Source organism: Streptomyces sp. NPDC007907 (genome assembly GCF_042959365.1).
Taxonomy (GTDB): Bacteria; Actinomycetota; Actinomycetes; order Streptomycetales; family Streptomycetaceae; genus Streptomyces; species Streptomyces indiaensis.
Genome location: NZ_JBIBKR010000003.1, coordinates 183,993 through 204,212, shown reverse-complemented (window position 1 = coordinate 204,212; position 20,220 = coordinate 183,993). Strand labels below are relative to the sequence as shown.

Below are 20,220 nucleotides of genomic sequence, written 5' to 3'. Positions count from 1 at the left end.
GTTCAAAGACACCGTTTGCCCCGACTGGGAGGGTTCCATGCGGGAGGACGGAGGAGAGGCGCTCGCCGGCCTCGTACGACACCGACGACGGTGATGATCAGACTGGATACGCTGACCTGCCGTGATCAACTGAAAGGCGTCGCGATGGGCCAGTACTTCCAAATGGGCGACGAGACTCTGTGGAACCCGTCCAATGGAGCCTCCCGGATGTTCCAGCGCCAGGTGGCAGTCTTCGAATCGGAACTGGGGCTTCCCTCAGGTATCGGGCCGATGGAGAACGACGAGTGTGAGATCGATCCGATCACCTTCGCGACCTTCGTCCACGCTCTCCTGGCGCAGCACCGCAGAACGAGTCACGCCGTCGTGCTGGCCCTCTCCGAAGGCTTCACGGCCACGGTGCTGGTCCTCGCAGAACGCGCCGAGATCACGACGGATTGGGCACAGCTCGGCACCACCCCGGAGGGCCCGCGTGAAGACGTGCAGGTCTCGGCCCTCACAGGGATGTCCACCCCGGCGGAGGGCGACGGGTGGGCGACCGGTTTGCGCGCGAAGGCACGGGAGCTGAGCCGCCGCATGCCTCGCTGACCAGAGCCCTCGAGCTGCAGGGACGACGGTACCCGGCGATCACCCCGTTTCACGGCACGAGGAAGTCGACCATCTGGTAGGGAACCAGGAAGAGACCGGCAGCCAAGAACGGCAGACCCAAGACGAGAGGTCCTGATGCCTGCAGGGCGACGTGCCAACCGGGCAGTGCTGGTCTGGCACGGCTCGGGCACTGGGGATCAAAGACGATCTCGATCCGCGAGGGGTCGCCACGGTAGTGCTTGGGGGGACAGGTACGGCTTGATCTCGTGCTCGTGCCCGTCCGTTCGGCGTAGGTGAAGGCCCGCTTGTTCCCGAAGCCGTGCGCGTACGAGGCCATGACGGAGATGCCCCGGCGGTTCAGGACCAGCCAGTCGTACACCCACGTCGCACCCGGCGTGAGGATGAGTGCTCCGAACGCGAGGGGCAGGACCCCGAGGCCCCACAGCATTGCCCTGGCCACATCGCCCGCGACCAGGAACAGGGTCAGGCCACCGAGATGGACGAGGAGCACCGACCCTACGACCAGCAGGGCTCGCCTGCGCCCGGCCGGGGGGCTTCGCCCCGGGAACCAGCACAAGCAGCGAACCGACGTGGGCGAACGGGGTCGCTACTCGGGTTGCACCTGCTCAATCCTCCGCCAGCCAGGACAGCAGACTCCCCCGCGACCAGCAGCGCCCGACGGCGTCGACATGGCGAGCCGACCGGTCGAAAACGGCGACGCCGATGATGCTGTGGCCGGAAGCGCGACGATCGCCAAGTGTCGGGATCGTCGGCGCGACTCCGACTCCCTCCGCTGACACCCACGCCACCGGCCGGTCGGCTGCCGCTGCTACGAGACGCTCCACAAAGCGGCGACGGCTTTCGACAGGGAAGCGGGACAGGGCCCACGTCGTGGTGATGACAGGCAATGCGTCCGCGGGCACACGGGCGACGGCGCCGGGCAGAACCTCGACGGGGACGCCACGCACCAGCAGGGGAGGGGCCGTCGCCGCCCACGCCAACTCCGCGTCGAGTGTCGCGGCACGCTCGTGCTGATCCGGCCACACACAGGCACGCAGCCACCGGCAGTCGGCCGCGTCGGTCACGTCCACCGGGTCGGCGTCGACGCCGACCCGGGCCACGACCTCGGGCATCACGCGCGTAGGGACGGCCCGGTCTCCCACGATCGACGCGGTCGTCTGCACGGGAGAATGGGGATCGCCGATCCTGTGCCCGTCGCTGTACTCGATGCCGACGCGATCGACATGGAGATTGAGCCCGGCAGAGCGGCCGACATCGATCAACCCGACCGCACGCGCCCCCACTCGGCGTGCGGCCTCCGCGATGGCCGGATACAGCACGGCGTAGCGTCCGGTCTCGTCAGGTCGCACCTTGCGCCGTACGACGATGCCCACCACTTCGTCGGTCATGCGCAGCAGCGTGTCGATCGCCGCGTCGGCGGCAGCGTCGCGTTCCGCAGCGGCATAGGCCGCGGCAAGCGCGGGGGCACGTCCGGCCAGAGCGAGGTCGTGCAGCGCGGCGAGAATCATCGTGGGGTGCCGCTTACGCGCCGGCACCGCCTCGATGGCGCGCAGCACCTCATCGGACTCACTCAGAGCGACGGCGACGCGCTCGTACAGAGGCGATGTCCCGGCTGCGTCGACCTGCCCGAAACGCCGATACATCTGAGCAAGCCTGCGGACCCGGTCCACGGGTGCAGCACTTCCGGCAGTCGGCTTCGGCATCCTTACGATCGTACTGAAACTCACCTGCCGTGCTCGCATGATGAAGCCACTGAAGGGAGCGGCCGAGGCTTCGTAGCTGTGGGGTCGTGTCCAGCGGAGGTTCTTCCCTCCGCGATCGCGGTTGACAGTACGACCAGGAGTAGCGGTGATGAGTGTTCAACGACTTCATAGGGGATGTCCGTGGATCTCAGCGCAGTGCTCATCGCTGTGGCAGGTGTAGCCGGAACCCTGGGCGGCTCGCTCCTCACCCAACGAGCGGCCGAGCGGTCGAAACGCAGGGAGCTCGAGCTGGTCCGGGACCAAGAGGACATCCGCGAGTACCTGCTCCTCCGACGGACCTGCTACGCGGAACTCAACCGGGACGCACGTCAATTCACCACGGCGCTCAACCGTCATCTGCATCTCCTCCGGGACGGCGGTGTCGAGGAAGCTGACAAGGATGCCCTCGAGGAAGCGAAGACAGCCCACCGTGACCGTTACTCGGCAGCACAGATGATTGCCCCTGACGATGTGCTCGCCCGAGCGAGCGCGGTCAATCAAGCTCTCAACAAGGTCTACGGTCAGGTGAAACGCCTCGAACGAGGAGAACCCGAGCCGGGGGAGACCCTGACCACCGCGTTCCAAGGCCAAGCTGAAATCTGGGACATGCTGCGCGCCATGAGGGCCCTGATGCGTCGCGACCTGGGCGTGTCAGCGCCGGAGTGACGGCGAGACGCACGCGGAACAGGCAGCGGGCCCGGGACCGGTACACCCCGACGCTGTCCTGCCCGCAGCACTGCCCTCCTTCCCCCCGCGAGGTCATCTACACAAACGGCGCAGAGACGCCTAGCCGTGCAACCAACTGCCGTAGGGCGCAGTGGCGACGAGTTGGTGCAGCCCGAAAGCGACGGCCCCGAAGACAAGCAGAAACAACCCGGAGCGCAGGAACAACGGACCGATGAGGGTGATCGCAGCACCCTGCGTCGTGACAGTGCTCCAGTCCCGCAGGCGTCGGATGTCCCCCGCACTGGCCCACCAGAACCCGGCACCGATCACAAGCAGCATTGCACCGAAGAGGCCGGTCAGACCACTGATGACGGACAGGAACTCTTCGCGGTTGCTGTGCTGAGGGATACTCAAAGCCGCCACTACGAGCGGCATCGCGCCCAGGAGGCCGAGTATCACGCCTCGCCGCGCAACCTCCACCGGCCGCAGCCGGGGCAGCATCACGCCGTCTTGATCCAAAGCCATGCCCAGCACCCTAGCCCGCTCGACCCGAGCAGCCATCCTGCAGCGCAGTCCGGCGATGTCGGCGGTGGTCAGCGGGGCGCCGTCCGGGTCCTCGGCGTGCCCGCAGTAGAGTGCGGCCCCGCCCTGGCTCGGCGGACGCTGCTCGGCGTGACCCGCGAAGTGGAAAACCACGAGCAGCCGGGGAGCTGGGCGAGGATCCCTCGACGGGTGGCCCGCGGGCCGGCGACGGACACCGCTGGAGTCGGGCCGCTTCCTCCTCGGCGTATGGCAACGGCCAGTCCCCGCCCGCGAGATGGACACGGTGGCGAGGAGCAGGGTGGAGCGTAAGGCCGTCGTCCTACCTTGCGGTGGAACTCCTGAAGGAGGGCCGGGGCGTGCTGATGCCACAGCCGATCGACGAACGGGCCACCCACGAGGTCACCGGGATGTCCGCGCTACTGACCGTCGCTTCCCGGGCCCGGTACGTCGAACCCAGTGGGTAGGCCGGCGGTCGTTCCCGCTCTGCACCGGTCAGCCCACGGGCCCGCCCGACCACACAAATGCAACGAGCATGCACGCAGGGCCATTTCACGAGCGAGTTGTTGAGACAGGTAGCAGGTGTCATCGGGCACATCGCGCGGAAGTGTCTGCCCGGACCGGGGTAGCTAATCGGTCTGGTTCATGCCGCCGGGCGAGGTCCACAGCAAATTTCGGATTCTACGAACTGCCGGTCCGAAATCGCTTGCTGTGGAACTGGCCCTGTCTACCCAGATTGTTCGAAGCCACCGCCCCGCCGGGTGCATGGTCACACATCCTCGACACAACGTCCGTATGCGCGGAAGGCATGTGACGAATGAACGCACGGGGGAGGGTGGCCGATTCGTGCGCTGCTGACCTGCTGATACAGCGTGGGTTGGCGTGAAGCTCTTGATCTGCGCACATCAATGAGTCAGGTTCTAGGCGGGCCGAACGCAGTTCCGGTCCGAACCCCCCACACCCCCCACGAAAGTGACGAGGAGAACCCTCAGATGTCAGCTCGCGCATTCACACGCAGAATGCAGGTCCTCACCGCCACGGCTGTCGTCGCCACCCTGACGACGTTCGGGACGGCGCACGCGCAGATCGCTCCCGAACCCGCCCCCGCGGAAGGCACCGTGTACGGACTCGGCGCCAAGGGAGCCGTACCGGGCACCTTCATCGTCACGCTGGACGACAAGGTGAACAAGAGCAAGCTCGCCAAGGAGTACGGCGGCAAGCTCCAGCGCACGTACAGCGCCGCCCTCGACGGCTTCTCGGCCGACGGCCTCTCGTCGGCCGAGGCCAAGCGTCTCGCCGCCGACCCGTCGGTCGCCAAGGTGGTGCAGGTCAAGAAGTTCAGCATCAACGCCACGCAGGACAACCCGCCCTCCTGGGGCCTCGACCGCCTGGACCAGGCCGACACCGCCGGCGACAGCAAGTACACCTACCCGGACGGCGCGGGCGAGGGCGTGACCGCGTACGTCATCGACACCGGCGTGCGGACCTCACACAAGGACTTCGGAGGACGAGCCGCTTCCGGCTTCGACGCCGTGGACAACGACAACGACGCCACGGACGGCAACGGCCACGGCACCCACGTCGCGGGCACCATCGCGGGCACGTCCCACGGTGTCGCCAAGAAGGCGAAGATCGTCGCCGTGCGCGTGCTCGACGACAACGGCTCCGGCACCACCGAGCAGGTCGTCGCCGGCATCGACTGGGTCACCAAGAACCACAAGGGCCCGTCCGTCGCGAACATGAGCCTGGGCGGCGGCGCCGACGAGGCCCTCGACGAAGCAGTGCGCAAGGCCGTCGCGTCCGGCGTCACCTTCGCCGTGGCCGCCGGCAACGAATCCGCGGACGCCGGGCAGGGCTCCCCGGCCCGCGTCAAGGAAGCGATCACCGTCGCCTCCTCGACCAAGGACGACAAGCAGTCGGACTTCTCCAACTTCGGCGCGGTCGTGGACGTGTACGCCCCCGGCTCCGACATCACCTCCGCGTGGAACGACAGCGATGAAGGCACCAAGACCATCTCGGGCACGTCCATGGCCACGCCGCACGTCGTCGGCGCCGCGGCCGTCTACCTGGCGGGCCACAAGGACGCCACGCCGGAACAGGTCGCCAAGGCCCTCACCGACGGCGCCACAGCCGACAAGATCTCCAACCCCGCACAGGGAACCGCGAACAAGCTGCTGAAGATCGTCGAGTAGTCGCCCTCGACCGGTGCCCGCTGTGCTGCCTGACCTGGCACAGCGGGCACCGGCCGTGGTGCACGGCAGGTGTCCACGGGGTGTGAAGTTCCATGATCTGTTCCACCCCCCTCTCGATCATGTGCCACCTTCGGGTCCGCCCTCGACGGGGCCGGCCGCGTGCCAGCCGTCGTCCTCCGAGGACGACGCGTGCGACGGCCACCGGCCACGTCGTCCCGTGGTCGACGTTCCCACCTACGACAGCGTCCGCCGGCTACGGCTCCCTCCAACGCTGCACCGGCCACAGGCAGACCCGCAGCGCTTGGCGCACCGACTCCGGCCCGGGATTGCCATCACGGGCCATGGCCACACCCGAAGCGGCATCGCCACCTGCACCAGGCCGGGAGCGGATCCCGTCCGTCCGGCTCATCCTGCACCGAGAGGGCACGGGCGGGTGGCGGGCACAAGGGTGGCCACCCGACGGCGGTCACCTGTTCGTCTCGCTGGGCGGGCGCTGCCTCAGGACACTGTGCAGGCTCAGAGGTAGCGCCGGCCCACCGCCGTTTCCTGAACGGAAAGGACCCTCCATGGCGGTCCATGACAAAGTACGCACCATTGGTCCCAGCGGTCTGGAAGTGCTTGACATCGCCGTGTCCAGACAGTGCACGGTCGAGATCAAGGAACCCCGCGACGTCCTCGCACTCACTCGGAGGCTGAATGGTGTGAAGCTGGACGTGGTGGGAGACTCCAACTTCGCCGGGCTCAAGTTCGGGCAGACCATTCCCTGGGGAAGCATCCGCGCCTCCGGCCCCGAAGGGGTACGGATCTCCTACCGGGTGCGAACGGGGCGAGATGTGACAGGTAACCCGGAGTTCTGACGCCGCGGACGCCGTGCTCGGTCAGGTCGCACGTGTGTCGGCACCACGGCGGCACGGGGCAGGGCCGAGTGGCATCACTTCTCATCGAGCGTTGATCACGCAAGCGAGCGGCGCATGACTCCCGAGCTCGCGTCGGTAGGCGATGCCCAGGCCGTGGCCCTGAAGGAAGATGAGCCGGGTGAGCAGACGGATCCGCTGGGAACGGCGGGCCGACATCCACGAAGCGTTCCTCAAACTCGCCTGCTGCCTGATCCGGCATCGACAACTTGGCGCCCCATGTCGGCCGTAGGCGACTGACGAGCTGCCTCCGCTCACTACAGCGGGTCCGACTCCAAGAAGGTACGCATCTCGATGGCAAGACTTCGCATGTCTTCCCCAGGAGCATGGATGGTCGTCATCTCGAAACGCCACTCGTCATCGGGGAGACGGTCATGCAGCCCCCACGTCAACCGGACGTGTGATCCTGCGTGCTCGGCAGCCAGCGTCAAGTCACCCTCGAGAGAGCGCCAGGTCCTGGTGCCGTTCCATCCTCGGAACTTCTCTGCCAGTTCGGCAAGGAAGGCGTCGAGGCCGTCTCCGTCCCAGGTTCTCACCATGACCTCGATCCGCGCCGACTCACCTTGAGCTGTGACGACGAAGTCGCGCATCGCGTCATCGTGTTCTGGGAAGGAACGTGTCAGCTGGTGGAAGCGCATGCTGATCGTTCGGTACCGGTCACCTCCGACGCGAACAACCGGATTGAGCTCGTTCTCCTCCCTCACGTGTGCAGGCTATGTGCACGAGACTCCCTGTGACCAGGAGTTTTACCCCTCCTGACCGGCACCGATCTGCGGCGGAAGCCGAGCGCAGCTCCAGCCCGCAGCTATCGGGGCTGGTGACACAGCAAGCAACCTTCCCAGTAGGGGAACCCGCTGAGGACGCGGTGACGCGTGCACGATGCCGTGGCCGCCCCCTCCGGCCCCGGGAAGTGGTGGAAGGGGCCGCTGCCGGCCGGCGGGGTGAAATTCTCTACCATGATTCTGAATTGCTCCAGGTAGTCATGCACGCGAGGCGGGTGGTAGCCCAACTCGCTCCAGCGATGTCCGCTCGCTGCGAGAGCCGTGGCGCGCAGTACGAAGTCCTTGGACTGTGCGCGCTCGGACTCGCTGGCGCCCCAGTCGACCTCCTCGAGGTGGAAGCCGACCGCGCCACGGCCCATCACGTTCTGGTCCTGCAAGATCAGTAGCGCCGCGAAGCGAAGGTCCCACGCCTGGGATGCAAGGTCTGAGACAGCGAGCGTCAGCACTCCAACAAACGCCTCGGTGCCGCCGTTGGACAGATCGAGCTCCCGGCCTCCACCAGAGAAGAGGTTCGCCACCTGATCACCGTACCGTCGGGCTGTGAGCCTTCTTCGGTGCCCGTGAGTAGGTGCACATCGTTCGGGCAGATGCCGGCCCGAGTGCGGTGCGGGCGTGCGGGGTGGCGTCACCGGCCGCCGGCATCGCGGGCGGCGTCGATGCCGACTGTCGGTGATTGCCATGAAGCGGGGGAACCGGCCACCGAGGAGGCCGCACGCGCGAGCAACGGGGCTGGCATGTCGTCGACCGACAGCGGGCATTGCTGAACCATGGATGCGAATCCCGGCGTTGCAGCGGGAGTGCAGGTCTGCTCCCTCAAGGTCGATACGCCTCAGTTGATCTCGCCCGGGACCTCATACAAGATCGTCCGGTTTCCCTTCGGAGCGGCGGAATCGACAGACCGATTCGAGATGCACCAGGCCGTCCAGCCGGACGGCTATGTGGTGAGTGACTGGGCGACAGATGACCGGAGCGGTCTGATCTGGCCGTCCAAAGCCGGCTGGGGTCACCTGCATGCGATGATCCAGTGGGAGTCCGCCAGCGGCAGCGGAGGCTACACCGAACTGCGCGACCAGTACGTCCGTGACCCGCTGGGCCTGACGCCAAATCCCAACGACACGACGGCGACCGAGCACCGCACGCCGACGCCCGGCGGCCAGTACTACGTCAAGAACCATGGTGTCTTCGTTGCCCCGGGCACTCCGGTTGCGCTCCGTGTTACGCACAACGACGCCACCCCGCGTCTGCTGACCCTCGCCGAGTTCAAGCTCGTCATCCACGATGCCGCCTAGAACGGTGGCGTTTGGGCCCGTGAACAGCGGGGCTGCTGTCGCCCCCGTGGCTGGTGTCGAGGATATCGCGGGAGGGATGAGCGGCGCGGCTCGCGGCAGTCGCCTGCTCGGGCGGCAGGTGAGGCCGAGGGGGTGTCAGTTCGTTGCCGAGTCGGTGGGCAGGGTGAGCACGGCGGTGGTGCCGCCGCCGGGTGTCTCTTCGAGGCGGAGAGAGCCGCCGTGTGCGGTGGCGATCCGCTGGCAGGTGGCCAGTCCGATGCCGGAGCCTTCCACGTCCGGGTGCAGACGGGTGAACAGGTCCATCACGCGCTGGCGGTCCTGCGGCGGGATGCCGCGGCCGTTGTCGATGACGGCGATGTCCCATCCGTGCCGATGTGCTGTGGCGGTGATGACGATCCGGCTGGGCCGGTCGGGTTTACGGAATTTCAGGGCGTTGTTGACGAGATTCTGGAGCAGCACACGCAACTGGGTCGGATCTGCGGTCATGACGGGCAGGTCCTCGACGGTGACGCGAGCGCTGCCGGCGGTGATGGGACTGTCGAGGTCCTCGATGACGGCGTGGGCCAGGGTGTTGAGGTCAACGGGTTCGAGGTGGAGTCGGCCACCCGCGCTGGCCAGGGAAAGCACGTCCTCGATCATGGTGCGCATGCGGTGGGCGGAGCTGATGACCCGCTGGGTGCAGAAGGCGGCGTCGGGGTCGTTGCCGATCGCCGCAATATCGATGAGGTTCTCGGCGTGACCGAGGAGACCGGTCAGCGGGTTCCTGAGGTCGTGGCTGACCTGCCCGGCGAACTGCTGCAAGGCGCGGTTGGAGCGTTCGAGTTCGCAGCGTGCCGCATCGGCGGCTTGCAATGCCTGGTGAAGCAGCCTCTGGTGACGGTGCAGGTCGAGGACGTCGACGACCATGCGGGCCAGCTTGTCCAGCGCGCCGCGTTGCGAGGCGGTCAGGTGACGGACTTCGGTGTCGAAGACGCACAGGGTGCCGAGAACGGGTCCTTCGGGGGTGCGTAGTTGGGAGGCGGCGTAGAAGCGAATGTCGCCGGAGACACCACTGACCCACGGGTTGTCCGCGAAGCGGGGATCGAGCCTGGCGTCCGGGACGAACACCGGGGCGGGCTCGACCAAGGTGACCGCGCACATGGAATCGCCGCGGGCACACACCGTCGGCTCGAAACCGACGGCGGCGATCAGGTTGGCGTCCTCGGCGGAGATGATGTTGATCACCGCGTGGGGGACCTGGCAGACATAAGTCGCGAGTTCCACGATCGACGCCAGGTCCGGAGGGACCGGTGCCGCCAGGATGCCGTACCGCTGCAGGACTTGCAGACGCTCGGGCTCGTCGGCGGTGACCGGGAATGCTGTGGCCACAGTGGTCGTCCTTCCCTGCCTGGTGGGGTCGGAAGATCGTTCCCCGTGTGACGTCTGCAGCGACGGTGCCGGCCTTCGGATCACTCGACGGGCCCAGACGTACGGGTGTCGCTGTGCGCCGGACCACTGAGCGAGCCTGCGGAGCCCGTCCGCGGGAGCAGCACTTCCTGCGGTCGGACTCGGCATTTACACGGTCCTACCGAGTACGCACCACTTCTGCCGGACCCTCCGCTATCCGCACGGTGAAGCCGTTGGAGGGCATGACCGAGGCTTCACCCGTCGGCGTCGCTGCAGCCCTCACCAGCTACGGCCGACTCAACAACTGACATCACGTCTGATGACGCGTCCCCACAGTCGGACCAGCCCGCTCAGCGCCCTGTCGATCTCCAGGGCACACGCGTACAGCTCCTCACGGGTCCTGCCCCAGGGGTCCGGGATGTCGTCCTCGGCCGCCAGGACCGGGGCAGCGGCACCGCGGCGGGTGGCCGCCGCCGCCACCAGGGCCTCGAAGCCGCCCCGGCCCTCCGCTCCGTCGAATCCGTCCCCGCCGCCCTCCGCGCCTCCCCCTCCGGCGAGCCGCACGAACTCCTTGAGGGTGAAGCATCGCCGCATCGCCGCCGGCGCGAGACGCACGGCCGCCTCCCGGTGCTCGCGCGCGAGTCCGAGGACCAGCGAAGCGCCCGCCACGAGCTGTGCGGTGAGTGGGCGAGAGCCGAACCCTGAGCCGTCGCCGCCCAGCTCCTCCAGGATCGCCCGGGTGGTGTCCTCCATGGGAGAACGGTGCCACGCCTCCGTGCCGGCGCTCTCCGGCCGCATGGCCGATCCTGGCGGCAGCCTCGCCGCCAGCAGACGCTCGGCGAGCACCGAGCGGTGCACGTTGCCCGTGCAGACGAACAGGATCCGAGTCATTGCCCGTCCATGCCGGGCGTGACCGCTGAGGCGGCCTCCTCCTCCCGCGTGGCCGACACACGCGGAGCGGGCAATTCACCGTACTGCCCGTAGGCGCCGTAGCGGCCATAGCGGCCGCCCTTGGGAACCGGAGCCATGCTGAAGACGGTGCCGAGCACGCGGACGCCCACGCGGTCCAGCGATTCGCTGGCGGTGCGCACCTGATCCCGGTTGGTCTTCGCGGCCCGTACGACGAGCAGCGCACCCTGGCAGAGCGAGGCGAGCCCCATGGTGTCGGCGACCGGCAGCAGCGGTGCGGTGTCGATGATGACGACCTCGTACAGGTCCGCGAGCTGCCGCAGTACCTCTTCCATGCGCGCGGAGGCGAGCAGTTCCGCTGGGTTCGGCGGCACGGCACCACTGGCGAGCACCGAGAGACCGCCGGCGACCTGCTGCATCACTTCCTCGACCCGGGCTTGCCCGATGAGCACCGTGGTCAGGCCCGCATCCTCGACGAGGCCGAAAGCCGGCGCCACACACGGGCGGCGCAGGTCGCCGTCCACGAGGCAGGTGGAAACGCCGGTCTCGGCGAGCGAGAGGGCGAGATTGATCGCGGTGCACGTCTTGCCCTCACCGGGCACGGAGCTCGTCACCGCGATGATGCGCGGCGGATCGTCGACCTGCGAGAACTGCAGGTTGGTACGCAGCTTGCGGAACGCCTCGGCGCGCTTGGAGTACCCGTCGGCATTGACCAGCGGCTGCCTTGGGGCGCTCCTGTCGTAGGGGATGGTCCCGAGGCCGGGCAGGGCGATGAACGCGCCCAGTGCCTCGCTCGTCTTGAACGAGGTGTCGAGCGTCTCGCGCAGGGCGACCAGCCCGGCAGCGAGCAACAGGCCCCCGACCAGGCCCGCGGTCAGGTTCAGCAGAGGTCGGGGTGACGTAGGAGTGCTGGGGGCAACGGCTTCTTGGGTGATGCCCAGGGAGACCGGGGAGACAGGGACGGTCTCCCCGTCCCTGTTGTCGGGCCCTGAAAGCGGGCGGACCGGCCGCTTGGGGGTCTCCAACTGCTCGACGACCCAACTGAACCGTTGTGCCACCGCGTTGGCGGTGCGCGCCGCACGCCGGGGCGAGGTGTCCTGGACGGTGATGTCGATGAGCACGGTCTTCAGCGGAACGACTGCGGTGATCCGGGAAGCCAGTTCCTCCGGGGTGGTGCGCAGCCGCAGATGTTTCACCACGGCGGCGGTCACCTGACGGGTCCTCACGATTTCGGCGTACGACTGCACACGCGCCTGCGAGAACGTCTGCCCCTCGTTCAGATCGATGCTGTTCTCACCGGTGCGGGTGGCGACGAAGAGCTGCGCCTTCGCCTCGTACACGGGGGTGCTCACGCTTGTCACGGCGAGCGCCGCCCCGACCGCGAGAACCAGACAGACCACAACCGTCGGCCAGCGTCTGGCAAGAGCCTTCAGGAATCCCTGGAAATCCAAGCTGCACCCCTCACGGGACTGAGGGAACCACCCGATTTGGGCTTTCTGTTCCCGATCAACGCAGTCGACCATAGGGACTCGGAGTCTTCGAGTGAGGGAGCCACCCCATGTGTCGGCCCTTCGGGCGACCTTCGACGGCGCCGTGTGAGCCGGGACTCCGCCAATCAGGTGACTTCTTCCGCCACTGGCCCAGTAAATGTCGTTACGTTCTAGTTGTTCCATATACCCAGGACTTGGTGTCACGAAAGAAAACCAAGGCCGCCGCACGCCCGGGCCGGAGCAAAGTCGAGGAGATCGAAGACCATGACAGCATTGCGCAGATGGCGGGCCGCTCTGGCATCGGTGGCAACGACCGCCGTTCTCATTGCGGCACCAGTGATCGGGGCGCAGGCCGCCTCGGCGCAGCCGTACCCACCGTCGCCCCCGCCCCTGTCCGTCGATACCACCACGGTGACTGCGGGGGAGGAGCTGGGCTTCAGCACCATCCCCGACGTGTTTGCACCCAGGGCCTTCGTCACGGCACTCCTGGAATCCCGCCCCGTCGTGCTCGGCCACTTCCGTGCCCGGGGTGACGGCTCGGTCGCGGGGACCGTGACCATCCCGGAGAACACCGTGACCGGATGGCACGTATTCCGGCTCACCTCGAAACGTCCCCACGTGAGTGTCGGCGTCAGCATTTACGTGCAGGGGCGGATGAGCCCGACGCCAAGGCCGCCCCACCACCCGGGCAAGCCAGGGCACCACGGTGAGGACGGGCACGGCGGGCACGACGACCGCCACGATTCCCACGGTGGCGCGGCAGCCGTCGAGCCGTCGATGTCCCCGCAGGGGTACCGCAACGAGGAGCGGCTGGCGGAGACGGGCAACGAGAAGGCCCTGGTGATCGGCGGGACCGCGACTGCCCTCCTCATGGCGGGCGGTGGCACGATGCTGGCCGTACGCCGCCGTCGCAGTTCCTGAGAGATCGGGGGGCCGTGCCGCCTCGCGCAGGGGCACGGCCCGCCGTCCGCCACGGCGCTCATGTCACCGGCTCCCTCGGGTTCGAGCCACCCGGCTGTTCACCCGATCGGAGCCATGCGCGGCCCAGCGGGAAGTCGAAGGAGGGCCTGAGATGGTCAGCGGCCCGCTTTAAAGGTCACCGGTCTTCCCGTTCCTCTCTGCGGCAAGGGGATCGCCTCTGCCGAGCAGAACCCTGTGGCGGCTGACCTGACGCGACCGGATCGCCGTCGAGCGGGACCGCACAGGCTTGCGGAGACAGGTGAGGTCAGGTCACCGGACCGAAGACGGCCGCCGGTGACGAGAGCGCATCGTGCACATCGACCCCGTCACCGGCGCGGTGACGGGGTCGTGGCGCTCGCCGTACGCGCCGCACGCGCCGGCCACGTTGAGTAGCGCAGGGAGACCGCGCCCAGGCGTTCCAGCACGGCAACCGAGCCGCACCGTGCGCTGAAAGAACGGCAGTGCGTGGCCTCGCCTGCCGGCACGGCGAACCGCTCTTCGCTGCTCCTTGGCACGCAGGGGGCCCTGATCACACCGCCCTCGGGCGGGCCACATCCCTGTACAGCCGTTCGAGCTCGGCGACCTTTTGGGAGCCGCGCTCGGTCTGTCCGATCAGCTTCCGATTGGACAGGCGATCCTTCGCATCGAGCGGCCCTGCGTGTGAGAGAGCGTCAGCCAAAGAGCTGACGAGCGGATCGTGAAGCAGATCCGCCATCAGCCCTTCCCCCAGCAGTTCTCGGTACGGTGCGATGTCGGTGAGCAGTAGTCGGCACCCCGCAGCCGCGGCTTCGAGAACCGATGAGCTTCGCTGGTCGGCCTGGGGAACCGAGATCGCCACATCGCTTGCGCGCATCAGGTTGAACATGTCGGCCTGGCCGAGTGGCTGATCGATGACGAGGACCCGGCCGGACACATCCTGTGCTCGGGCGCGCAATGCTCCGAGATATTCCTGCTGCGCCCGTCTGGCGGCGGCATGTGCCGGACGGTGCCCCGCCGGCAACACGAGGAACAGGTCGGGCCGGTGCCGTGCGGCACGGGTGAAGGCCGCGAGGATCTCGTGTGTCCGGTAGACCTCCGACGTGCTGCGCACCGACAGCACGACCGTGGCTTCGGCCGGGATACCGTACTTCACACGCGTCGGCCGGGGGTCGGCGTCGTTCCCGGCGTCCAGCAACACGTCGGGTACTCCCCAGGAAAGGACTGTGATCCGGGGGCCGGGGACCCCGTATCGGTTCCTGACCAGCTCAGCCACTTCCCGGGAGGTCGGTACGACGCGCGAGGCCCGCCGCAGCGCCAGCCGAGCGACCAGCGCCCGGCCGGCGTGCCGGTCCGCCGCCCGCAGTTCGGAGCCCCACGGGGTGATCACGAGCGGCACCGCGGGGCGCGCCGGCAGCAGCAGGGAGAGCATGCCGTGCGCGCCGAGCGAGTGGACGTGAATGACATCCGGCTGCGTCCGGCGCACCTCGTGGCGCAGCCAGTGCCCCGCGCGCACCAGCCGCAACGGCAGGCACGCGCCCGTGGAGGCCGACGAGGCATGCCAGCCATCGGGCCCCACCTCCGGCTGATGCCAGCTGCAGACGGTTACCTCATGACCCCGCATGGCCAGATCGCCCGCCCAGCGCCGGGTGTGCGCCGACGTGGCCGACGCGAGCAGGACGACGCGCAGCGGCACGTCCGGCGCGTCACACGTGACCAGCCGTCGCGGGACCTGGTCATGATCGGTCACGGCGCTCCCTGAGGACGAACCGGCCCTTGCCCGCCGCAGCCCGCAGCCGCCTGGCCGGACTGTGGGTGTAGCGGTCCCAGGCGTGAGCCACCGTCAGCCACCGCGGGTCGGCGAGTACGCGTCCGGCCGCGGTCAGCAACGCGACGTGCAGGCAGTGGTACGCGAAACTGGCGGGCGCGGTGTGCCGGAGGTCGTACCTGGTCCAGTACCCCAGGTCGAAGGCGGTCAGCGAGTCGCGGAGCCGGGACGCCACGCGTTCGTGGGCGGTCCCGTTCTGATGCCGACTCAGCTCACAGAGACCGAAGAGGGCGAAAACCGCACCGTTGAGAATGTGACTGACAGGCTCCGACGGGCACTCCTCGGGGAATGGTCGCCCCAGTTGGTCGTAGTGCGAGCAACCGCCTGCCTCCAGCGGCCGCAGCATCAATTCCACCGCGCCCTCGCTCGCATCGAGAAAGGACCGCTCGCCGGTCGTGGCGTATGCACGCAGCATCACGGACACCGCAAGGCCCTGGGCCATGGCCGAGTACCAGCCCGGGCGCACCCCGTACCGGGGGACTGGTACCGGATAGCGCCAGCCGCCGTTGCCGTCCTGGCTGGCGCGCAGCCATCCGGCCTGGCACAGCAAGGCCTGCACGCCCGGCGGCCGTTCGGCCGCAGTGACTCCGCTTGGGCCTGCGGCGATCGCGCCGGTGTGCTGTGCGAGCGCATACAGACTGACCGAGACCGGGTTCCGGTAGGTCTCGCCGGTCGCCGCACGGGTCACCACGACGCGCTCGTGGTCGAGTGTGCTCCCGGCCGTCATCGGCCGCAGATCCAGCGGGTACCTGCCCGGCTGGTCGGTCGTCAGGTTCTCACCCGACGGGGTCGTCACATCGACCGGGAAGCTCGGCCGCCGCAGATCGCGCACCGCTTTCCCCGCCATGGCGACCAGCGCTGTTGCGGCCCGCGTCCTGTCGTCCCTCACGCCGGAGCCTCCCTGCGGAGCAGTCTGCGACGTCCTCGCGAAGCCAGTGCCTGGTGGTACAGCTCGTTCACCTGGCTGACGGTCTCGTCGATGTCGAACCGGCGCAGGGCGAGTTCACGACCCCGGCAGGCCATGCGCAGACGCGCTGCGGGATCGGCGAGCAGCGCATTCACGGCCTGTGCCAGTGCCGGGGGATCGGCAGGCGGGACCAACAGGCCGGTGCGGCCGTGCTGGACGGTGTCCGGCAGGCCACCGACATCGGTCGCCACCACGCCCTTCCGCATGAGCAACGCCTCCACCACCGCGTAGCAGGCGGACTCCTCCATGGACGGGTTCACCAGGACGTCGAGCCCGGCCATGACCGCGCTGATGTCGGACCGGAAGCCGGTGAACCGGATCCGGTCGGCGACGCCGAGCCGGGCGGCACGACGTTCCAGCTCCCGCCGGTACTCCCCGTCACCGACCAACTCGTCACCGATCACGAAGAACCTGGCGCCGGGGTGCTGACGGATAATCAGGGGGACAGCGTCGATGAGGACTTCGTGGCCCTTGACGCCGACCTGGCGGAACTCCCGCAATTTGCTCGGATACATGTAGGCGACCATGCCGACGGCCGGCGTGTCGTCGGTGAGGCCGAATTCGCGGCGGAACGCGTCCGGTGAGGTTGCCGGATCGAACCGGTGGACGTCGCACCCGTAGTAGCTGACCGCGACCGACCGCGCGCCCATGGCCTGGTAGCGGTGCGCGATGGCCCGGCACGATCCGATCACGAGATCGTCCCGGCGCAGCGAAAGCCGTTCCAGGATCCGGAAGGGCGCGATCCGTAGATGCACGAGGCCGGGAACCTGTGACACGACCAGTGCCGGCCGGTAGGCGAACGACACCATGCGGGCCACGAGCTTAGCGATGATCAGATGCGAATGGATGACGTCCGGCTTGTAGTCCCTGACGAACCTCAGCAGCCGCCAATGCCCAGCCGCCAGACCTGGCAACTGTCCCATCCGGTGAGGCACTCCGAACGGAATGATCTCCACCCGGACGCCGGGTACTTCCCGAAGCCGGTCGGCGAGCGGGCCCTCTCTGGGCAGCACCGCGCAGACGTCGTTGCCCAGCTCGGCAAGGCCCCGCACCTGGTCGTGGAACCAGCTTCCGCCGACGGCGACCGAGGTGATCTGCAGCACGCGCAGCGGCCGCGGCTCCCCGATCACGGACGCGCTCATCGTGCCACCGGTACCGGTCGGTCGGCCGGAGCCGGCTTCGTGGCCAGGACGATCAGCATCAGACCGGCCAGCAGGGGTGGGACCAGCAGGACCTCTCCGAACAGTGAGCAGACCCCGGCACCGACCATGGCAAGCAGTGCCGCCTCACCCGCGGGGTCACCGGTTCGAGTCGCGCGCCACGCCCGGCGGAGGCCGAACACGACGAGCGAGCCGATCCCGAGCGCGCCCACCAGGCCGGTCTGCGAGAGGACGGTCAGGTAGGTGTTGTGAGCGAAGTGCAAGAGCGGGAACTGGAGGAGCATGACCTCGTAATCACCTGTGGCTTGGTAGTAGGCGGGCAACTGGTGAGCGAAGTTCAGATATCCGACACCCAGAGCCGGGTGCGCCTCGAACATCCGCAGCGCGCTGCTCCACAGATCGAGCCGAACTGCGGAGTTGACGTCCGGCGCGCCGCCGAGGATCGAGTCGAACCGAGCCGCGATCGCTGCGGGCAGCAGCGGGAGGAGACAGACCGCACCGACGCTCGTGGCGAGGACACCGCGCAGCGATCTCCGGGCGGCGTAGAGCACGATCACCGCGATCCCCGCCAGATAGGCCGCGCGGCTCAGCGAGTACGCAACTCCCAGGGCGAGCACGACGACCCCCGCGCCGGTGGCCAGCCGTAGCAGCCGCCCCCGCACGGTCGGATAGCGCCTGAGCAGAACCGCGGCCGCCATGACGAACAGGGCACCCGCGGCGTTGTGGTTGGCCGCGCCCTCCTGGGTGATGGCCAGTACAGCGGTGTCGGCAGCGGCGAGACTCGACTTCGCCGCGAAGACGGAGCCGATCCGAACGATGTCGACCAGCGCCACGACCACGCTGCCGCCACAGAACACCAGGAGCGCCCGGTCGAGGGCCCGTCCGGGTTCGGCGACCAACGGCAGCAGCATCAGCGGCGCGCACATCAGCAGTAGGTACTGCCATTTGTCCGCAGCCACGGGGTCGGCGTCGCTGATCAGGACGCTGGTGGTCACCATGTAACCGACGGTGCCGACGGTGATCAGGACGCTGAGGGGCTTCGGCCTCGCGATCCCCAGGCCGGCGATGACACGGCCCAGCAGGCAGACGAGCATGAGAGCGACCAGCACGCTCGGAGTGATCAGCCAGTTGCCGAGGTCGGACTGTGAGAGCGGGATGGCCGCCCCGAGGACACACAGACCCACCTCGGGGATCAGGGCCAGCACAACGACCACGAGCATGGCGGCGCCGGCTGCGCCGGCGGCACTGAGGGCAGGGCTGAACACCGTCGCGAGGCAGCCGGCGCCCGTCACGGTCAGGAGTCCCGCCCGGATCATGAGCGCCCTGTCGGCCAGGACGGGCTTCTCCAGCCTTGAGTACGCGGCCCGCCAGCGGTCGCCGACCGCCTTGACGGACAGCCGCCCGGCCGGGAGGCGCGCCGGTGCCTCGTCGTCGGCGTACTCGGCCGGATGACGCCGGCGGGCGCGGACGGCCCGGCGTACTCCAAGGACGAGCAGCACCGCGAAAACCAGGTATCCGGCCGAGTCGGCGGCGCCGGCACCGACGGCGCCATGGTGGGGGGTCAGGGCCAGGAGAAGCGCGATGTTGACCACCGCACCGATCACCGTGCCCGTGATCACCGGCCGGAGCAAGCCGGCGGCCGCCAGGTAGGGCTGGACCGAGCGGGCCGCGCTGAACAGCACCAGGCCGGGGAGCATCGCCCAGATCACGGGCACGGCACCGGAGTACGGCTGCCCGTAGACCGCTGGGATCAGGACGGGCGCAGCAGCCGCCGCCACCACGGCCGTCGTAGCGGCGGCAACGAACACGGTCCTGGCGATTTTGGCAGCTGCCCGCGCATCGACGGCACCCGACGTCACGGCGGGGAACATCACCAGCGCGACCGTCGTCGACAGCAGCAACAGCCCCTCCGCCAGGGGCAGCGCCACCGCGTAGACGGCCACGGCCGTCGCCCCGGCGAGCGTCTGGATCACCGGCACGTCCAGTCGAAGCATCCCGTAGTGGATGAGGTTCGGGAGGTACGACCTGAGGGCGAAGCTGCCGAAGGTACGGGCAGCGACCGGTTCACCGTTGGCGTGGACGCGGGTGGTGGACGCGATCAGCAGCATCGTGGCGCAGACCAGCTGGCCGGCCAGCACCGACAGGAAGCAGCTGGTAGGGGTCAGTGATCCGGCAGCGGACAGGCCGCAGACACCGACGAGGTAACCGGCCGCGGGGACGGTGCTGAGCAGGTTGTACATCGCGACTCTGCCACGCCCGAGCTCCGCCATGCCGAGCAGCGTGGTCAGCAAGCTCACCGGACACATGGCGGCTACGAGCAACGCAAGCCGGTACGGCACGCCGAGCAGCACGGGCGGCCAGAGATGAGCGAGCAGCAGCCACAACCCCGCCAGAGCGGAACCCGAAATCATGGAGAAAACCAGGCTCCACCGCACGATCTGCCGGAATGCGGTGTGCGAAGTCCCTGCGAACCGGGCGTTGGCGTTGTCCACACCCAGGACCGTGACGATGCTCAGCACGGAGGGAACCGAGATCATGACCGCGAACGTGGCCCTGCCCCCCACCCCGAGGGCCCGCGCGGCGATGACGCCCGCCGCGAAGCTCATCCCCGTGGCCAGCAGTCGCGTCGCCAGTGTTCCCCCGATCGCCGCCGGACTCACTCCCGGCAGCCGGACTCGGAGACTTTTCGTGATCGACAGCACCAGGGAACGGCCTCCGGAGTCGCGAATCGGATCGGTGCTGCTGGGAGCAGCGGATGTTCTCGCCGCCTCGGCATGCAGGCACAATGTAGCGGCACGAGTAGCAGAAAGTAG

19 protein-coding genes and 1 pseudogene are annotated in these 20,220 nt (G+C 68.4%); 8 read left to right on the top strand and 12 right to left on the bottom strand.

Annotation, left to right across the window (positions count from 1 at the left end; translation table 11 throughout):
* The first annotated feature begins 93 nt into the window (after nt 1-93).
* Complete coding sequence (locus ACFZDI_RS12235) at nt 94-585, top strand: DUF6086 family protein (protein WP_391251080.1); 492 nt, start codon at nt 94-96, stop codon at nt 583-585.
* Nucleotides 586-634: 49 nt separating this feature from the next.
* Here the strand turns inward: ACFZDI_RS12235 and ACFZDI_RS12230 are convergent, their stop codons facing one another.
* Nucleotides 635-1,096: a hypothetical protein gene (locus ACFZDI_RS12230; RefSeq protein ID WP_391249869.1), complete on the bottom strand. Its 462-nt coding sequence runs from the start codon at nt 1,094-1,096 to the stop codon at nt 635-637.
* A gap of 115 nt (nt 1,097-1,211) precedes the next feature.
* On the bottom strand, nt 1,212-2,309 hold the full coding sequence (locus ACFZDI_RS12225) for a DUF2332 family protein (RefSeq protein WP_391249867.1): 1,098 nt from the start codon (nt 2,307-2,309) through the stop codon (nt 1,212-1,214).
* Between the two features lie 174 nt (nt 2,310-2,483).
* On the opposite strand from ACFZDI_RS12225, the gene ACFZDI_RS12220 reads away from it, so the two are divergent.
* Nucleotides 2,484-3,014, top strand: a complete 531-nt coding sequence (locus ACFZDI_RS12220) for a hypothetical protein (protein WP_391249865.1) — start codon at nt 2,484-2,486, stop codon at nt 3,012-3,014.
* A 120-nt stretch (nt 3,015-3,134) separates the two neighbouring features.
* Here the strand turns inward: ACFZDI_RS12220 and ACFZDI_RS12215 are convergent, their stop codons facing one another.
* Entirely contained in the window at nt 3,135-3,710 is a 576-nt protein-coding gene (locus ACFZDI_RS12215; RefSeq protein ID WP_391249863.1) for a DUF6336 family protein, read from the bottom strand.
* Between the two features lie 176 nt (nt 3,711-3,886).
* Here ACFZDI_RS12215 and ACFZDI_RS12210 point away from each other — a divergent pair, with 176 nt between their 5' ends.
* The 4 genes and pseudogenes from ACFZDI_RS12210 to ACFZDI_RS12195 all read left to right on the top strand — a co-directional run.
* Entirely contained in the window at nt 3,887-4,021 is a 135-nt protein-coding gene (locus tag ACFZDI_RS12210) for a hypothetical protein (RefSeq protein WP_391249861.1), read from the top strand.
* A gap of 525 nt (nt 4,022-4,546) precedes the next feature.
* Entirely contained in the window at nt 4,547-5,746 is a 1,200-nt protein-coding gene (locus ACFZDI_RS12205; RefSeq protein WP_344368872.1) for a S8 family serine peptidase, read from the top strand.
* Between the two features lie 566 nt (nt 5,747-6,312).
* Nucleotides 6,313-6,603: a hypothetical protein gene (locus tag ACFZDI_RS12200; RefSeq protein ID WP_344368874.1), complete on the top strand. Its 291-nt coding sequence runs from the start codon at nt 6,313-6,315 to the stop codon at nt 6,601-6,603.
* A gap of 187 nt (nt 6,604-6,790) precedes the next feature.
* Nucleotides 6,791-6,892: pseudogene (locus tag ACFZDI_RS12195) on the top strand (IS5/IS1182 family transposase); the annotation flags it as partial.
* 25 nt (nt 6,893-6,917) lie between these two features.
* Here the strand turns inward: ACFZDI_RS12195 and ACFZDI_RS12190 are convergent.
* Both ACFZDI_RS12190 and ACFZDI_RS12185 read right to left on the bottom strand, forming a co-directional pair.
* Nucleotides 6,918-7,364: a DUF6228 family protein gene (locus ACFZDI_RS12190; protein WP_391249858.1), complete on the bottom strand. Its 447-nt coding sequence runs from the start codon at nt 7,362-7,364 to the stop codon at nt 6,918-6,920.
* Between the two features lie 101 nt (nt 7,365-7,465).
* Nucleotides 7,466-7,960, bottom strand: a complete 495-nt coding sequence (locus tag ACFZDI_RS12185) for a hypothetical protein (RefSeq protein WP_391249856.1) — start codon at nt 7,958-7,960, stop codon at nt 7,466-7,468.
* 249 nt (nt 7,961-8,209) lie between these two features.
* On the opposite strand from ACFZDI_RS12185, the gene ACFZDI_RS12180 reads away from it, so the two are divergent.
* A complete protein-coding gene (locus ACFZDI_RS12180) occupies nt 8,210-8,731 on the top strand; it encodes a hypothetical protein (protein ID WP_391249854.1) in 522 nt (173 codons plus the stop codon).
* 135 nt (nt 8,732-8,866) lie between these two features.
* On the opposite strand, the gene ACFZDI_RS12175 is transcribed toward ACFZDI_RS12180, so the two are convergent.
* The 3 genes from ACFZDI_RS12175 to ACFZDI_RS12165 form a co-directional block, all read right to left on the bottom strand.
* Nucleotides 8,867-10,099: an ATP-binding protein gene (locus tag ACFZDI_RS12175; RefSeq protein ID WP_391249852.1), complete on the bottom strand. Its 1,233-nt coding sequence runs from the start codon at nt 10,097-10,099 to the stop codon at nt 8,867-8,869.
* A gap of 315 nt (nt 10,100-10,414) precedes the next feature.
* The gene (locus tag ACFZDI_RS12170) at nt 10,415-11,008 is read right to left on the bottom strand and encodes a low molecular weight phosphatase family protein (protein ID WP_391249850.1); all 594 of its coding nucleotides are present in this window, start codon (nt 11,006-11,008) and stop codon (nt 10,415-10,417) included.
* The gene (locus tag ACFZDI_RS12165) at nt 11,005-12,549 is read right to left on the bottom strand and encodes a polysaccharide biosynthesis tyrosine autokinase (RefSeq protein ID WP_391251078.1); all 1,545 of its coding nucleotides are present in this window, start codon (nt 12,547-12,549) and stop codon (nt 11,005-11,007) included. Before ACFZDI_RS12165 ends, ACFZDI_RS12170 begins: the two co-directional genes overlap by 4 nt.
* A 420-nt stretch (nt 12,550-12,969) precedes the next feature.
* Here ACFZDI_RS12165 and ACFZDI_RS12160 point away from each other — a divergent pair, with 420 nt between their 5' ends.
* Nucleotides 12,970-13,437 carry a hypothetical protein gene (locus tag ACFZDI_RS12160; RefSeq protein ID WP_391249848.1) on the top strand — a complete coding sequence of 156 codons (468 nt, stop codon included), beginning with the start codon at nt 12,970-12,972 and terminating at the stop codon, nt 13,435-13,437.
* 568 nt (nt 13,438-14,005) lie between these two features.
* Here ACFZDI_RS12160 and ACFZDI_RS12155 read toward each other — a convergent pair.
* From ACFZDI_RS12155 to ACFZDI_RS12140, 4 genes are read right to left on the bottom strand one after another with little or no spacing between them, the layout of a single operon-like run.
* Entirely contained in the window at nt 14,006-15,202 is a 1,197-nt protein-coding gene (locus tag ACFZDI_RS12155) for a glycosyltransferase (RefSeq protein WP_391249846.1), read from the bottom strand.
* Entirely contained in the window at nt 15,189-16,169 is a 981-nt protein-coding gene (locus ACFZDI_RS12150; protein ID WP_391249844.1) for a D-glucuronyl C5-epimerase family protein, read from the bottom strand. The genes ACFZDI_RS12155 and ACFZDI_RS12150 overlap by 14 nt, the downstream gene beginning before the upstream one ends.
* Entirely contained in the window at nt 16,166-17,350 is a 1,185-nt protein-coding gene (locus tag ACFZDI_RS12145; RefSeq protein ID WP_391249842.1) for a glycosyltransferase, read from the bottom strand. The genes ACFZDI_RS12150 and ACFZDI_RS12145 overlap by 4 nt, the downstream gene beginning before the upstream one ends.
* 35 nt (nt 17,351-17,385) lie before the next feature.
* A complete protein-coding gene (locus ACFZDI_RS12140) occupies nt 17,386-20,067 on the bottom strand; it encodes an O-antigen ligase family protein (RefSeq protein WP_391249840.1) in 2,682 nt (893 codons plus the stop codon).
* Nucleotides 20,068-20,220 lie beyond the last annotated feature (153 nt).

Excerpts from the sequence above, each read along its gene's own strand:
- ACFZDI_RS12205 (WP_344368872.1), top strand. The coding sequence starts at position 4,547 with ATGTCAGCTCGCGCATTCACACGCAGAATGCAGGTCCTCACCGCCACG.
- ACFZDI_RS12170 (WP_391249850.1), bottom strand. The coding sequence starts at position 11,008 with ATGACTCGGATCCTGTTCGTCTGCACGGGCAACGTGCACCGCTCGGTG.
- ACFZDI_RS12225 (WP_391249867.1), bottom strand. The coding sequence starts at position 2,309 with ATGCCGAAGCCGACTGCCGGAAGTGCTGCACCCGTGGACCGGGTCCGC.
- ACFZDI_RS12180 (WP_391249854.1), top strand. The coding sequence starts at position 8,210 with ATGGATGCGAATCCCGGCGTTGCAGCGGGAGTGCAGGTCTGCTCCCTC.
- ACFZDI_RS12165 (WP_391251078.1), bottom strand. The coding sequence starts at position 12,549 with ATGGTCGACTGCGTTGATCGGGAACAGAAAGCCCAAATCGGGTGGTTC.
- ACFZDI_RS12235 (WP_391251080.1), top strand. The coding sequence starts at position 94 with ATGATCAGACTGGATACGCTGACCTGCCGTGATCAACTGAAAGGCGTC.
- ACFZDI_RS12200 (WP_344368874.1), top strand. The coding sequence starts at position 6,313 with ATGGCGGTCCATGACAAAGTACGCACCATTGGTCCCAGCGGTCTGGAA.
- ACFZDI_RS12220 (WP_391249865.1), top strand. The coding sequence starts at position 2,484 with ATGTCCGTGGATCTCAGCGCAGTGCTCATCGCTGTGGCAGGTGTAGCC.